Raw genomic sequence first — 14364 nt, 5'->3', positions numbered from 1 at the left:
AAATTAAACAATATTTATAATTCTCAAAATCTTTTAAGCGTTAGTTGTCTATTTTTTTGCTATAATCTATACTTATTTTTTAATTTTAAAGGGCAAGATTTTATGTCTGTAATCATTGGTATCAAAGCAAATAACGCAATCTATGATACACAAAGTGCGGAGGAATTGGGCTTAAAAGGTGAGCCGATTTATTTTGATAATTCCGAAGAATCGCTTGCTATTATGCGCCATACTTGTGCGCATTTAATGGCAGAAGCCATTAAAACACTTTATCCTGAAGCACAATTTTTCGTTGGTCCTGTGGTAGAAGAGGGATTCTATTATGATTTTCGCATACACCAAAAAATCAGTGAGGAAGATTTGGTTGCAATAGAATCTAAGATGAAAGAAATTGCTAAAAAGGGCGAGAAAATTATAAAATACCATTTAAAACGAGAAGAAGCAATCATAAAATTTCAAAACGATGATTTAAAACAAGCTGTCATTCGTAAGATTCCTCTAGGAGATGGGACTTTGAGTATTTATTCTCAAGGAGATTTTGAGGATTTGTGTCGCGGTCCGCATTTGCCAACTTTAAAATTACTGAATGCCTTTAAGCTTACAAAAATTGCTGGTGCTTATCTTGGAGGAGACGAAAAGGCTGAAATGCTAACAAGAATCTATGGGATTGCTTTTGCAAACAAAGAATCTTTAAGTCAGTATTTAAGACAATTAGAAGAAGCCAAAAAACGCGACCATAGAAAAGTTGGTATGGAAATGGAGCTTTTCACCTTTGATGAGGAAATCGGAGCGGGATTACCCATTTGGTTGCCCAAGGGAGCTAGGCTTAGGCGCAATCTTGAAAATCTCTTGACACAAGCACTCATTGAGCGGGGATATGAGCCTGTGCGCGGTCCAGAGATTCTAAAAAGTGCAGTATGGAAAACAAGCGGGCATTATGCAAATTATGGTGAAAATATGTATTTCACGACGATTGATGAGGTGGAATATGGTATCAAGCCTATGAATTGCGTTGGGCATATCAAAGTCTATCAAAGCGCATTACGTAGTTATCGCGAATTGCCTTTGCGATTCTATGAATATGGCGTGGTACATCGCCACGAGAAAAGTGGAGTCTTGCACGGATTGTTGCGTGTGCGTGAATTTACTCAAGATGACGCGCATATTTTCTGTCGCCCAAGCCAAATTGCAAGTGAAGTAGAAAATATCATTGATTTCACGCAAAAAATTATGAATGCCTTTGGGTTTAGCTATGAAATGGAGATTTCTACTAAGCCAGAGAAATCCATCGGCAGTGATGCAGTATGGGAACAAGCAACAGAAGCATTAAAGGGTGCGTTAAACCGCTGTGGAATCTCTTACAAGATTGACGAGGGGGGCGGGGCATTTTATGGTCCCAAAATTGATATTAAAATCACCGATGCAATTGGGCGAAAGTGGCAGTGTGGCACTGTGCAAATTGATATGAATTTGCCAGAGAGATTTGATTTAACTTACACAGATGAGAACAACACAGCACAGCAGCCCGTGATGATTCATCGTGCAATTTTAGGAAGTTTTGAACGATTTGTAGCGATTTTAACAGAGCATTTTGGAGGAGAATTTCCATTTTTTGTTGCGCCAACCCAAGTGATTATTATTCCAATCAATGAAGCACAAAATGCTTATGCAAAAGAATTGCACAATGCACTTTTAAAAGTTGGTGTTTATGCAGAAATTGAAGAAAAAAGCGAAACGCTTAATAAAAGAATCCGTAATGCAGAAAAGCAAAGAGTGCCAATCATTGCGGTTTTAGGTGCTAAAGAAATGGAGGAAAGAAAAGTAGCAGTGCGCAATCGTCGCACCAAAGAACAATCAGATGTAAGTTTTGATGATTTTATTCAATTTAATAAGGAGAAAATGCGTGAGGTTAGCTTTTGAGTAAGAATGATGAAATAGTCCTCAATGAGGAAATAGATTTTCCACAAATCCGCTGTGTAGGAGACGATGGTGAGCAATATGGATTGATTAGCTCTGAAGAAGCTTTAAGGATTGCTGATAGCAAAGGTTTGGATTTGGTTTTAATCGCACCAGATGCAAAACCACCAGTATGTAAAATAATGGATTATGGAAAATTTCGTTATCAACAAGAGAAAAAGCAGAAAGAAGCCAAGAAAAAACAAAAACAAATTGAAATTAAAGAAATCAAGCTCTCTGTAAAGATTGCGAGCAATGATATTAATTATAAGGTAAAACACGCAAAGGAATTTTTAGAAGAAAATAAGCATGTGCGATTCCGCGTATTTTTACGTGGGCGCGAAGTAAGCGAGCCTCAAGCAGGTTTTGAAGTGCTAAATAGAGTTGCTTCAATGCTTGAAGAAGTTGCAAATATTGACAAAGACTACAAGGTGGAAGGTCGTTATGTCAATATGCTTGTAACACCCAAAAAATAATTTATCTTATGAAAGGAGAAAGCAATGCCAAAGATGAAAACAAATCGTGGTGCAGCTAAGAGATTCAAACTCAAAAAGAATCTTATTAAACGCGGTTCTGCTTTTAAAAGTCATATTTTGACCAAAAAGCGTCCAAGAAAGATTGCAAGTTTGAATGCACCTAAATATGTTCATGATGCCAATATTGAGCAAGTTAAAAAACTGCTTTGTATGGCATAGGTTAAAGAAGTTTCATACATAAAAGTATGTCATTCCCCAATTTTTGGGCAAGTTTGGTAGATAATACCGCACCACAATATGGTAAAGGATAAAAATGGCAAGAGTTAAAACAGGAGTTGTGCGAAGACGTCGCCACAAAAAAGTTTTAAAATTAGCGCGTGGATTTTATAGTGCAAGGCATAAGCACTTTAGAAAAGCCAAAGAGCAGTTAGAACGTAGTTTATGTTATGCATTCCGTGATAGAAAGCAAAAGAAAAGAGACTTCAGAAAGCTTTGGATTGTGAGAATCAATGCAGCTTGCAGAATCAATGCGATTAGTTATTCAAAATTTATGTTTGGATTAAAAAAAGCTGGAATCACACTAGATAGGAAAATTTTGGCAGATATTGCAATGAATGAGCCTGTTGCATTTGCAAAAATCGTTGAAAGTGCTAAAAAAGCACTCTAAAGCCGTTAGGGATTCTTAAAAATAGAATCCCTAAATTCAAATCTTTTTAAATTAATAAAAAATATTAATTTCAAAGGGTTTTTTAATGCTAAAGAAGTTGGTTTTTGTTGGTATATTTTGGTCTGGTTTAAGTATAAATGCGTGGGCAGAGATGTTGATTAAGCAGGATTTAAGTGTCAGCATAGAAGTGGAAGCGGCGAAATATATCAGTTTTATAAACATTAGAGAAAGCGAATCTTTGCGGAAACTTAAAAGTTTGAGTATGGAAGATAAAAATATCATCATCAAAACCTATAATACCTTAAATGCTTTTTTGGGAGAGAATAGTATTTGTAAGGGTGGAAGTTTCAATATTGAGCCAATTTACGCATACAAAAACGGCACAAGAATGCAGAATGGGTTTGAAACACATTATAGTTTGAATTGTGAATTTACAAAAGAGCAAAAGAAATCTTATGACCAAATCATTCAAAAAATTGAAGAGGAAGCAAGAAAGAATCCCTATTTGTTGTTTGCTTTGCCAAGTATTGAAAAAGTCGTAGATGAAAAAAAGCTTGCGGAGATAGATGAGCAGTTGAATATGGAGTTATTAGAGCTTGCTATGCAAAAAGCTAAAGAATATTCCAAATTTTCTAAGCAAAAATGCAGTGTTAAGGAGATTAATTTAAGTCCGATAGTGCAAGAGCGTGCAATGCCAACAATGTTAAAAGCTTCTTTAAATGCTGCAAGAGATGAGGCAAAATCACTAGAAAGTGTGAATCTACCAACTGCTAAGCCTACACAAAAGATGGCGCGAGGGAATGTCGTCTTTAGCTGTCGTTAGTTTAAATAATCTCATCCTTACAAAGGAAAGCATCTTATCTTTAAATCTTTATGGATTTCATAATAAAATTTATTTATGCAAAATTATAGATTGCGACAACTCTTGATAAATCAAGTCTTGCAAGGACACACACCAATATGGATTTCCACGATACCACAAGTGGAATCTCGTGAGAACGAAACAAAAATACATTGCGATTTCTTGAATTTTTTTGTGAGGATAGAATGCACGCCTTGACAAGGACAAATTTATATTAAAAAAGTGGGGAGTAATCCCCAACCCTAAGGGGCAGGAAATTATAAAGAACCTTTTGTTAAAGCGTCTTTAGCGTATTTTTCGCCAAGCTCAAAGGCTTTTTTATTGAGTTCTACGACTTTTGCAGGAACTTTGCTAATCATTGTGTCATAAACTAAATTTCTATCCACACATTGCGTTAGTGTTACGGTTACTGCTAGTGCCACAACAGATTGTGTTACGACATTGCCTACTTCATTTTTGGCAATGGTAATAATTGGAATCGGATAGATTTTAAATTTCTTCTTATCCTCTGCATTTGGAGTTACTAAATTTGGCTCTACTACAATAATCGCGCCCTCTTTTAAGCCACCTTTGAATTGGTCATAGCTTACCTGTGCTGTGGAAAGCATATATTCTACTTCCCCATCATTTGCATAAGGATAAAGAATCTCATCCTCGTCTAGCAAAATATCAACTTTTGTTGGTCCTCCACGCACTTGAGAAGTATAAGTTGCGGCTTTGACACCATAGCCACCAGTTTTAATTTGTGCTTCTGCGAGGATTTCACCTGCTAGTAAAACACCTTGTCCTCCAACACCTGTAAAGCGGAGTTGTCTTCTCATTTTGCACCTCCTTTTTTTGCTTGTGCTTTCTCTTGTACTTGTTGATAAGCCTTGCAGTATTCCAATTTGTTTGTATCGTGGTGTAAGATTCCTGTTGGATATTTTCCGATTCTTTCCTCTTCGCTTAATTCTTCATATTTTTTCTTAGAAATGATACGGCTTTCAATCCATTTAAGGGTGTCAATTGCTTCTCCCATTTTATTTTTTCTACCAAGATTGACATGGCAGTTGCTAAAAATATCAAAGAAACTGAAGCCCTCATTGGAGAATCCCTCTACCAAAGCTTTCTCTAGCTTTTTGGGGTCTAGCACAGATTCTCTTGCGACGAAGCTTGCGCCTGCTGCAATAGCAAGTTTGCACGGGTCAAATTCTGGATCTACATTGCCATATTGCGCGGTTACAGTCCACATTCCTTTGGGAGTAGTGGGCGAAGTTTGAGAATTTGTCAAACCATAAATAAAGTTATTGATTAAGACATAATTAATATCAATATTTCTTCTGCAAGCGTGGATTGTGTGATTTCCACCGATTGCTAAACCATCACCATCTCCACCCACAACAATCACCTTTTTGGTAGGATTTGCTAGTTTAATACCTGTGGCATACGCAAGTGTTCTACCATGTGTTGTATGCACGGTATTGCAATTTACATAAGAGGAAACGCGTCCGCTACAACCGATTCCGCTAACCAAGCAGACATCGTCCATATTCCAGCCTAATTTATCAATCGCACGAACAATTGATTTTAAGATTACGCCATCACCGCAACCCCAACACCAAAGTGTTGGCATTTTATCCACTCTTAAGTATTCATCATAATTAAATGCCATTTTATAACTCCTTAATTTTGCTCATAATTTCCATTGGGGATAGCGGGCGTCCATTTGCTTTTGCAAGTAACGCAACTTCTTTTTTCATTGCAAGTTCCACTTCTTTGACATATTGTCCTTTATTGAGTTCTGCTACTAGAATCTTGTTAAATTTTTTGCCTAGTTTTGCAAGCTCTTCACTAGGGGAAGGCCAAAGTGTGATAGGTCTAAACAATCCGACTTTTTTCCCTTCATTTCGTAATCTATCCACAGCTTCTTTTGCACTTCTTGAAGTAGAACCATAAGCAATTAAAAGAATCTCAGCATCTTCTAGCTTATATTCTTCATAAGTTACAATTTCTTGCTTTTTGCTTAAAATTTTGTTGAAAAGCCTATCAATTAATTGTTGTGAAAGCACAGCATCTTCTGTGGGGAAGCCTGTTGGTCCGTGATGAAGTCCTGTAATATGGTAGCGATAACCTTTGAAGAAAGGATTAAGAATCGCAGGTTCATCTTGAGGCACATCGTAAGGTTTATAGGAGTTTTTATCTCCACTATAAACACGACGATTGATTATTTTTTCTTGCATTTCATTCAAATCAGGCACAATTGCTTTGCCGTGCATATGTCCTAGTGTTTCATCTAAAAGTAAAAAGACGGGTGTCATAAACTTTTCTGCTAAGTTAAACGCGCGAAAAGTCTCTGTATAGGCTTCTTCTAGGCTACCAGGGCATAAAGCAATGGATTGGTAATCTCCGTGTGTTGGGTGTGCTGCTTGCGCGACATCTCCTTGTGCTACCCGTGTTGGAAGTCCTGTAGATGGTCCTCCGCGCATAACATTGACAATTACCAAAGGTACTTCTGCCATAAAGCTAAGCCCAATTTGTTCAGCTTTTAAGGAGATTCCCGGTCCTGAAGTTGCTGTCATAGACTTTACCCCACTCATAGAAGCACCTAAAGCAACAGAGATTCCAGCAATCTCATCTTCCATTTGAATAAAACTTCCATTTTCTCTTGGAAGCAATACGCTCATCTCGTGAGCCACTTCGCTAGAAGGTGTGATAGGATAACCACCAAAAAACTTACAGCCTGCGTCAATCGCTGCGTGTGCAACCAATTCATTTCCGCTTGAAATTAATTCTCTACTCACTTCTTACTCCTTATACAACCATATAGCCATTTGCTTTAATCGCTTCGGCTCTTTGTTTTGCTTCATCGGTTAATTTTGCAAATTTAAACTCTTTTCTATCTGCAACTGCGATAGCAAAATCAGGACAATGCAATTCGCATTCTTGACAACCAATACAGCTTTCAGGGTGAAGTACTTCTACCATTTTGCCTAAAACTCTGTGTTCATCTAAACGCATAGCAAGTGTGCCTGTTGGACAAACAGACACACATAAATCACACGCCTTGCAACGATTTTCATTAACCCAAACCGGTGTATTGTTGGGGGCTTGTAGTAATCCCATTTTAACTCCTTAATTTTCTAAATTTAAACCTATTTCCTACATTCTGCATTTTTGTAAAAAGTCTTTATAGTCTTGCCTCCTTGAAATAGATTTAGAAGTATTCATTTTTTAAAGCCTCAATCAAGCTTTTCACTGAATTAATAGAACGTTCAAATTGTGTTTTTTCCTCTGTATTTAATTGCAATTCTACAATGCGTTCAATTCCGTGGATTCCAAGTTCTACCGGAACACCACCCACAACATCATTATAACCATATTCACCCTGCAACAATACAGAACAAGGCAGGATCTTATGGCTATCACTCATAATTGCCCTAACCATTTCTGCTGCTGCTCTTGCAGGGGCAAAATAAGCTGAACCTTTCTTGAGGCAATTCACAATCTCTGCTCCCGCATTTCTTGTGCGTCGCACAATTTCTTCTATTTCATTTTGGCTTAATAATTCAGTAAGCGGCACACCATTTACCATAGAAAAACGAGGAAGTGGCACCATTTCATCTCCGTGTCCGCCCATAACAGGTGCCATAATCTGACCCGGTGCGCATTGTAATTTTTCGTAAATAAAACTTACCATTCTTGCGCTATCTAGCACACCAGCCATTCCCATAATTTGCTTGGGATTGAATCCTGTTTCCTTTAAAGCAGTATAAACCATCGCATCTAGCGGGTTGGTAATCAAAACCACAATGGCTTCGGGTGAATTTTCTTTGATATTTTGGGAAATTTCACTAATGACTTTGGCGTTAGCAAAAAGCAAGTCGTTGCGACTCATTCCGGGTAGGCGTGGCGAACCAGCGGCAATCACAATCACATCACAGCCTTTTAAATCTTTAGGCGATGCGATGACGCCAAGTTTGGTGAATTTCGTGCCTACACAAGAAGCTTGAAACATATCAAGTAGCATTCCTCTTGCACGGTCTTTGTCTTTGTCTTGCAAAACAATTTCATAAGGTGTTGTAGCAGAGAGAATGTAAGCTAGAGTAGAGCCTACATTGCCCGCCCCGATAATTCCGACTTTTTTAACTCTTTCCATAATCTGTATCCTTAAACAATTATTTTCTGAATTTTAGATTCTTTAAAAATTATTACCTAAAAAGCAAAATTTTATTTAACTTTTTGCTCAACTTGTCTAAAAGTATTTTCAAGTATTTTTTCTTAAATTAATCTTATATTTTGACTTTTTATCTGTGCTTTTTCTTATTTTGAAAAATTCTTTAAATGCTCATCATAGTTTTTTGTAAAAGAATGCACGCCATTTTTATTTCTTACGAAGTAGAGATAATCAACATTGGCAGGAAAAATTGCTGCTTGAATTGCTTTAAAACTTACACTTCCAATAGGTGCTTTAGGGATTCCATCATAACGATAAGTATTGTAACTAGTTGTATCATTTCGTATCATTTCAGGAGTAATTTTAGTATGAGAATATTTACCATAGTTCAAAGTGCCGTCCATTTGCAATCGCATTTTTTTGTCTAAACGATTCCGAATCACAGCAGAGACTAGAGGCATTTCTTCCTCATTTGCAGATTCTTTTTGGATAATAGAAGCAATGATGATATATCTAAACCATTGATTTTGGTCGTATTGTCCTAAAAATTTGATTGCCCATTTCTTATGTTCTTTTAAAGAAGTATTCACCAAATAATACATTAGATGCGTTTCACTGATTCCTTTGGGAACTTTGTAAGTATTTGCCAAAATAATACCCTCAATCATAGGGGCATAGTTTGTATAAGCTAAATGCAAAGATTCTTCATTTAAATTTAATTTTTGACTTATGTTTTTGATAAAAAAATATAAAGTTTCACCAGGAATCAAGGTAATTTCTTCTAATGCGGCTTTTGCGTTTGCGAGTGCATAGAGAAAATCCCCTTTACTCAAGCGTGTGCGCCCAATATTGAGCCAACCACTTTGTGGATAACCAAAAAATCTTATAATTTGTTTATCAATGTTTAATAAATCAAAGTTATTTTTCTTTAAGTATGTTATAATTTCGCTTGTCCCACCCTTTGGAATATAAACTACTTGGCTTGAATTCATTGGGATTTGTAAATAAAAACATAAAATAATGAGCAAAATGAAAAAACCATCTACCAAAACGTTAAAGATTGTCTTGTTACTCGTCTTTTTTGTTGGAATATTCATTGTTCTTTATACCTTTTTGTATAATGGAATTAAAATTGAGCGATTTGGACTAGCCGGCACACAAATTAAGGGATTTTATCTAAGATTAGATAAAAAATTGATTTTAGAAATAGAATCTTTAAATCTCAATAAAATAAAAACTACACACTCTTCGGAATCTTTGGACATTAAAACACAGATTCTTTATGCCAAAAATTTTCATTTTATTTTGCAATATTTCCAAAAAATAAACATTCAACAAATTGGTTTTCAAGATTATCAAGCCAATCTTTATTATGACGGAGACAATTTTACCTTAAATCTCCCAGAAGTTTATGCCAAAATCAACTTGCAAGAAAATGCGTCTAAGGTTTTGATTCGTATTCAAGATTTGTATATGAAATCTTATGGAATCTATTATCAAGGTAGCGGAGTTTATGACTTGCGTCGTCAAAATGTGCAAATGGAGGGTAAGCTAAGTTTTGTCCATCGTAAGCATTATTATCCTTATATGCGTTTAGATTTACAAGTGCAAAGCAATCTTAGGAATCTTACAATTAAAGGTTCTAGTGATACTTTTGTGGATATTAAATTTTTGCGCACTTTGCTACCGAAGTTTGAGAATAAATTGGTAGAGGAATGGATTTTTGATAATTATAGTGTGGAATCGGCTAGAATTAATGAATTTGGCATTACGATTCCATTAAGAAGTAAAACAATCTTGCAAGATTCCCTTGCTTCCTTGTATGTGTTGGGTGAAGCACAAAATGTAGAAGTCATCTTTCACCCCAAACTTCCCCCAGCTCACGCGGATTCTGTGAAGCTCGTTTTTCAAAACAATGCTTTGGAATTTTATCCCCTGAATCCAACCTACCAACACCATAGCGCAAATGGTAGTCAAGTTATTTTAAAAGACATCGTAAGTGATAATCCATTGTTGCAAGTGCATATTAAAACTAATACGGCATTAGATTCTGCAATTTTAAAGTTGCTAGAGGCGTACGAGATTACTTTGCCGCTTAGTGCTCCAAATGCAAAGATTGCTTCAGACTTGTATATTGGATTAAATTTGGATACATTGGATTTGACTGCTAAAGGAATTTTTAAATCAAAAGATATTGAAGTATTGCTTCAAAAAACTCCTTTGATTTCTGATAGTTTGAATCTTCAACTTGATAATCATCTTATTAAAGTGGAATCTAAAAACACGAGTTATCAAGATTTGCTTAAAAGTGATTCTAATTTTGTGATTGATACGCAGGCAAAAACGATTAGTGGGGATTTGCTTATCACCTCACTTTTACTTTCTAAAGAATCCCCCGAAGTTTTGCAGATTACAAATCAATCTTTGCCCTTTAATGTAAATTTTGCGCAAAAACAAAAGATTGTTTTTGCGTTACCAACTTTTAATTTTGAAGCAATTTTTGGACAAAACTATGTGTTTCATTTGAATAGATTAAGTGGGATTCTACCTTTTTCTAAAATCTTGCAGGAATACAAAATTACAGAGGGAATGTTGCAGGTTCGTACGCAAGATTTTGAAAAATATTTTGCAGACATTTCTGTGCAAACAGAGCAAGAAATTTTGCGCAATAAACAAGACAATGCACCGCTTCAAACAATGGATTTGACTTTTGATTATACTCCTTTGGGTTTTACTCTACAATCCAAAGATGGTTCTTTCGTTTTACAAAATAATGCAGAGGCAAAAAGAATCAACTTAAAAAATCTTAGCTTAGGTTTAGATTTGGAACAATTTTCTAATAATAGCTCTAGCGACAATATTCCAATCTTAATTAAAGGACAAGATTCTAATCTATGGGTAAAGAATCGTAATATTTTGGCGGATTCTTTTGAGATTGCGCTTGTCAATGGAGAAATTAATGTGGGATTGAAGCATAAAAATGGACAAGCCAATCTTTATAAACGCGGTGATTTCTTGACTTTAGATGCAAAAGAGTTTGGCGATGAATTTATCAATGCGATTCTACAAAAGAAGGGTGTGCATAAGGGGCGGTTTTTTGTGAATGCAAACACAAATGAAAAGGGAGCGTTAATAGGGAAGATTACTCTTTTAAATACTTCCTTGAATGAATTGAATGTCTTGCAAAATGTGATGGCATTTATTGATACGATTCCCTCTTTATTGACTTTGAAGTCTCCGGGATTCAATCATAAGGGCTATTATGTCAATGAGGGAGTGGTAGAATTTGGTTTAAATGATGAGTTTTTAGCCATTGAAGCACTTGATTTGAAAGGCTCTTCTATTGATATTAAAGGTCGCGGAATTGTGCAGATAGAATCACAAGTCATTGATTTCAATGCAGAGTTGATTACCGCGAAGTCTTTTGGTGGAATCATCAGTAAGATTCCGCTTGTTAATTATATTGTATTAGGAGAGAATGGGGCGATTTCCACAGCTTTTAAGATTGATGGCACATTAGAAAATCCACAGGTGCATACGCAAGCAGTGCAGGATTTTTTGCTCTCGCCTTTTAATATTTTAAAACGTGTGATTACTTCGCCCTTTGAAATCTTTAATTAAATATAAGGAAAAACAAATGCTAGAATCAAAATCCAAAAAAGATTCCAAAACCACTAAGGAAGTCAAAGTTAAAAAAGTTACGAAAGCAGAAGTTGCCCGCATTAAAGCTTTGTTTTTGGAGCATTACAAAGATGCAAAAACGGAGTTGAATTATCGGAATGATTTTGAACTATTGATTGCGGTTATGCTTTCGGCTCAATGCACCGACAAGCGTGTGAATCTCATCACTCCAGCTCTTTTTGAAAAATATCCTACACCAAAGGCATTGAGCGGTGCTGATTTGGATTCTATTAAGGAATGTATCAAAACTTGCAGTTTCTTTAATAACAAAGCAGAGAATCTCAAAGCAATGGCAAAGGAAGTTTGTGAGCGATTTGGTGGAGAGATTCCACTAGAGCGCGAAGCGTTAAAGTCTCTACCTGGAGTAGGGCAAAAAACAGCCAATGTTGTATTAATAGAATCCAAAGAGGCGAATTTCATCGCCGTAGATACACATGTGTTTCGCGTCTCTCATCGCTTAGGTTTAAGTAGTGCAAGCACGCCTCTTGCCACAGAGGAGGATTTGACAAAGGCTTATAAAGACAATCTTGCAACGCTTCATCAAGCAATGGTGCTTTTTGGGAGATATATTTGCAAGGCAGTGAGTCCTCAATGCACGGAGTGTTTTTTAAGTCATTTATGCAAAAGCAAAACAACTTATCGTTGTTGATTAAGATAGAGTGAGAAAAGGATTCGCTTTTGCAAGATTTAAATCATTGATTGTGGGATTTGGAAAAAAGGATTTTCCCACGCGTTTTTGCACACCATAAACAATGCCTTTGTAATTAAGGAATCGTGGATTCTACACCTACACCGCCAAATCAACCCTAGTTTTTTCATAGCAAACTTCTTATTTACTAAATTATAGCAGAGAATAAACAATGATACAGAAAATTATAGTTGATTTTTGAAGTCGCTAAATTTTATTTATTTCCTTTTATAAAGGAAATAAATTATAAAAATATTAAAAAATATTATTAAAAAATATTGCTAAAAATAGGAATGTTTAGTATAATCTCGGCTTCCAAAATATACATCGGCAATTTAATGTTAGATGAGTTCTTTGAAGGAAAAATAATATGGAAAAAATTAGACTTAAGTTAAAAGCGTACGATCATCGCGTTCTTGACAGATCGGTTATCTCAATCGTAGAAGCCGTTAAGAGGACAGGTGCAGAGATTCGCGGTCCTATTCCGCTTCCAACTAAAAAAAGACGTTATACTGTCTTGAAATCTCCTCATATCAATAAAGATTCAAGAGAGCAATTTGAAATCAGAGTGCATACAAGAATCATTGATATTGTTTCAGCAACTCCAGAAACGGTGGATAGTCTGACAAAATTGGATATGGCACCAGAAGTGGATGTAGAAGTCCGTTCAATGGGAAAATAAGGGGTATAAATGGAATTTTTAGTAGAAAAAATTGGAATGAGCAGAACCGTTGCCAAGCCAAGTATTCCTGTAACCTTACTAAAAGTAAAATCTGCAAAGATTTGTGAAATCTTAGAAAGTGGTAAGGCACTTGTTGCTTATCAACAAGGCAAAAGTGTAAATAAAGCTATCGCAGGTCAGCAAAAAAAATATAATCTTGATAAAGAATATAATAAATTTGCAACACTTCAAGTAAGTAATACGGAAGCAGGTGATTTAGATTTATCTATTTTAGAGAGTGCAAAAAGAGTAAAAGTCTCTTTTAATACAAAAGGACGCGGTTTTAGTGGCGTAATGAAAAGATGGAATTTCCAAGGTGGTCCAGGAGCGCATGGTAGTAGATTCCATAGAGCTCCAGGTTCAATCGGGAATCGTGAGTGGCCAGGACGTGTTCAGCCGGGTAAAAAAATGGCAGGACATTATGGCGATGAAAAAGTAACAGTGCAAAACGAAATTATTTCTTTTGACAAAGAACATAATGTACTTGTTTTGAGAGGTTCAGTTCCGGGATTCAAAGGTGCATTTGGTAAGTTAAAGGTTGTGAAATGAGTAAAGCAATTATTTTAGATAAAAACTTGAAAAAAGCTGGTGAAGAACAATTACCAGAATCCTATAAAGACATCAATGCGCATAATCTTTATCTTTACATTAAATCATTTTTGGCGTCGTTGCGTGCAAATAATGCAATGGCAAAGACACGCAGTAGAGTAAGTGGTGGTGGTAAAAAGCCGTGGAGTCAGAAAGGTGGCGGTAGAGCAAGAGCGGGAAGCATTACCTCTCCTGTTTTTGTAGGTGGTGGTGTTGCACACGGACCAAGCAATAACAGAAACTACAATTTGAAAGTAAATAAAAAACAAAAAAGACTTGCATTGCAATATGCTTTATTAGAAAAAGCAAATGCAAATAGTTTATTTATTGTAGATAAGATTCAAATAGAAAGTGGGAAGACAAAAGATGCTTGTGCTTTGTTTAAAGCATTGAATCAACGCAATACCCTTTTTATTTCGCACATTTTTGATGAAAAAACATTTTTGGCATTTAGAAATATTAAAGATTGTTATTTGATTGATGGTGCCGAATTAAATGCTTATCTCGTTGCGACATTTAGGTCTGTAGTGATTGAAAAATCGCTTTTTGAATCTATCACTAAAGAGGGTTAA

Annotated in this window: 16 protein-coding genes; 10 read left to right on the top strand and 6 right to left on the bottom strand. The window is 35.9% G+C overall.

Annotated features, from left to right (window positions below):
* The first annotated feature begins 102 nt into the window (after positions 1–102).
* From thrS to CQA43_RS02840, 5 genes are all read left to right on the top strand, one after another.
* On the top strand, positions 103–1920 hold the full coding sequence (thrS, locus tag CQA43_RS02860) for a threonine--tRNA ligase (protein WP_115551107.1): 1818 nt from the start codon (positions 103–105) through the stop codon (positions 1918–1920).
* Positions 1917–2432 (top strand): translation initiation factor IF-3, encoded by a 516-nt coding sequence (infC, locus tag CQA43_RS02855; protein ID WP_115551106.1) that lies wholly within the window; start codon positions 1917–1919, stop codon positions 2430–2432. Before thrS ends, infC begins: the two co-directional genes overlap by 4 nt.
* Positions 2433–2456: 24 nt before the next feature.
* Positions 2457–2651 carry a 50S ribosomal protein L35 gene (gene rpmI / locus CQA43_RS02850; protein ID WP_115551105.1) on the top strand — a complete coding sequence of 65 codons (195 nt, stop codon included), beginning with the start codon at positions 2457–2459 and terminating at the stop codon, positions 2649–2651.
* Positions 2652–2745: 94 nt separating this feature from the next.
* Positions 2746–3099 carry a 50S ribosomal protein L20 gene (gene rplT, locus CQA43_RS02845; RefSeq protein WP_115551104.1) on the top strand — a complete coding sequence of 118 codons (354 nt, stop codon included), beginning with the start codon at positions 2746–2748 and terminating at the stop codon, positions 3097–3099.
* A gap of 85 nt (positions 3100–3184) precedes the next feature.
* Complete coding sequence (locus tag CQA43_RS02840; RefSeq protein WP_115551103.1) at positions 3185–3922, top strand: SIMPL domain-containing protein; 738 nt, start codon at positions 3185–3187, stop codon at positions 3920–3922.
* Positions 3923–4218: 296 nt separating this feature from the next.
* Here CQA43_RS02840 and CQA43_RS02835 read toward each other — a convergent pair whose 3' ends face one another.
* From CQA43_RS02835 to mltG, 6 genes are all read right to left on the bottom strand, one after another.
* Positions 4219–4782, bottom strand: coding sequence for a 2-oxoacid:acceptor oxidoreductase family protein (locus CQA43_RS02835; protein ID WP_115551102.1), 564 nt, complete (start codon positions 4780–4782; stop codon positions 4219–4221).
* On the bottom strand, positions 4779–5612 hold the full coding sequence (locus CQA43_RS02830) for a 2-oxoglutarate ferredoxin oxidoreductase subunit beta (protein WP_115551101.1): 834 nt from the start codon (positions 5610–5612) through the stop codon (positions 4779–4781). The genes CQA43_RS02835 and CQA43_RS02830 overlap by 4 nt, the downstream gene beginning before the upstream one ends.
* Position 5613: 1 nt before the next feature.
* Positions 5614–6741, bottom strand: a complete 1128-nt coding sequence (locus CQA43_RS02825; protein WP_115551100.1) for a 2-oxoglutarate synthase subunit alpha — start codon at positions 6739–6741, stop codon at positions 5614–5616.
* A 10-nt stretch (positions 6742–6751) separates the two neighbouring features.
* Positions 6752–7063: a 4Fe-4S binding protein gene (locus CQA43_RS02820; protein WP_115551099.1), complete on the bottom strand. Its 312-nt coding sequence runs from the start codon at positions 7061–7063 to the stop codon at positions 6752–6754.
* A gap of 91 nt (positions 7064–7154) precedes the next feature.
* Positions 7155–8096, bottom strand: coding sequence for a malate dehydrogenase (locus CQA43_RS02815; RefSeq protein WP_115551098.1), 942 nt, complete (start codon positions 8094–8096; stop codon positions 7155–7157).
* A 164-nt stretch (positions 8097–8260) separates the two neighbouring features.
* A complete protein-coding gene (gene mltG, locus CQA43_RS02810; RefSeq protein WP_115551241.1) occupies positions 8261–9211 on the bottom strand; it encodes an endolytic transglycosylase MltG in 951 nt (316 codons plus the stop codon).
* Here mltG and CQA43_RS02805 point away from each other — a divergent pair.
* The 5 genes from CQA43_RS02805 (at position 9144) to rplD (ending at position 14364) form a co-directional block, all read left to right on the top strand.
* Complete coding sequence (locus CQA43_RS02805) at positions 9144–11735, top strand: YhdP family protein (RefSeq protein ID WP_115551097.1); 2592 nt, start codon at positions 9144–9146, stop codon at positions 11733–11735. The two genes, mltG and CQA43_RS02805, sit on opposite strands and share 68 nt — an antisense overlap.
* A gap of 16 nt (positions 11736–11751) precedes the next feature.
* Positions 11752–12444, top strand: coding sequence for an endonuclease III (gene nth / locus CQA43_RS02800; RefSeq protein WP_115551096.1), 693 nt, complete (start codon positions 11752–11754; stop codon positions 12442–12444).
* Between the two features lie 409 nt (positions 12445–12853).
* The gene (gene rpsJ, locus CQA43_RS02790; RefSeq protein WP_115551095.1) at positions 12854–13165 is read left to right on the top strand and encodes a 30S ribosomal protein S10; all 312 of its coding nucleotides are present in this window, start codon (positions 12854–12856) and stop codon (positions 13163–13165) included.
* Positions 13166–13174: 9 nt separating this feature from the next.
* Entirely contained in the window at positions 13175–13753 is a 579-nt protein-coding gene (gene rplC, locus CQA43_RS02785; protein WP_115551094.1) for a 50S ribosomal protein L3, read from the top strand.
* A complete protein-coding gene (gene rplD / locus CQA43_RS02780) occupies positions 13750–14364 on the top strand; it encodes a 50S ribosomal protein L4 (RefSeq protein ID WP_115551093.1) in 615 nt (204 codons plus the stop codon). The genes rplC and rplD overlap by 4 nt, the downstream gene beginning before the upstream one ends.

Origin of the sequence: Helicobacter ganmani (assembly GCF_003364315.1) — a bacterium.
Lineage (GTDB): Bacteria > Campylobacterota > Campylobacteria > Campylobacterales > Helicobacteraceae > Helicobacter_D > Helicobacter_D ganmani.
Note: the sequence above shows the minus strand (reverse complement) of the source record. Positions and strands in the feature narration are given on the sequence as shown.

Bases quoted from the DNA above. Each gene is read 5' to 3' on its own strand.
- thrS (WP_115551107.1), top strand. From the start codon at position 103: ATGTCTGTAATCATTGGTATCAAAGCAAATAACGCAATCTATGATACA.
- rpmI (WP_115551105.1), top strand. From the start codon at position 2,457: ATGCCAAAGATGAAAACAAATCGTGGTGCAGCTAAGAGATTCAAACTC.
- rplT (WP_115551104.1), top strand. From the start codon at position 2,746: ATGGCAAGAGTTAAAACAGGAGTTGTGCGAAGACGTCGCCACAAAAAA.
- CQA43_RS02840 (WP_115551103.1), top strand. From the start codon at position 3,185: ATGCTAAAGAAGTTGGTTTTTGTTGGTATATTTTGGTCTGGTTTAAGT.
- CQA43_RS02835 (WP_115551102.1), bottom strand. From the start codon at position 4,782: ATGAGAAGACAACTCCGCTTTACAGGTGTTGGAGGACAAGGTGTTTTA.
- CQA43_RS02830 (WP_115551101.1), bottom strand. From the start codon at position 5,612: ATGGCATTTAATTATGATGAATACTTAAGAGTGGATAAAATGCCAACA.
- CQA43_RS02820 (WP_115551099.1), bottom strand. From the start codon at position 7,063: ATGGGATTACTACAAGCCCCCAACAATACACCGGTTTGGGTTAATGAA.
- CQA43_RS02815 (WP_115551098.1), bottom strand. From the start codon at position 8,096: ATGGAAAGAGTTAAAAAAGTCGGAATTATCGGGGCGGGCAATGTAGGC.
- CQA43_RS02805 (WP_115551097.1), top strand. From the start codon at position 9,144: ATGAAAAAACCATCTACCAAAACGTTAAAGATTGTCTTGTTACTCGTC.
- mltG (WP_115551241.1), bottom strand. From the start codon at position 9,211: ATGAATATTCCAACAAAAAAGACGAGTAACAAGACAATCTTTAACGTT.
- nth (WP_115551096.1), top strand. From the start codon at position 11,752: ATGCTAGAATCAAAATCCAAAAAAGATTCCAAAACCACTAAGGAAGTC.
- rpsJ (WP_115551095.1), top strand. From the start codon at position 12,854: ATGGAAAAAATTAGACTTAAGTTAAAAGCGTACGATCATCGCGTTCTT.
- rplC (WP_115551094.1), top strand. From the start codon at position 13,175: ATGGAATTTTTAGTAGAAAAAATTGGAATGAGCAGAACCGTTGCCAAG.
- rplD (WP_115551093.1), top strand. From the start codon at position 13,750: ATGAGTAAAGCAATTATTTTAGATAAAAACTTGAAAAAAGCTGGTGAA.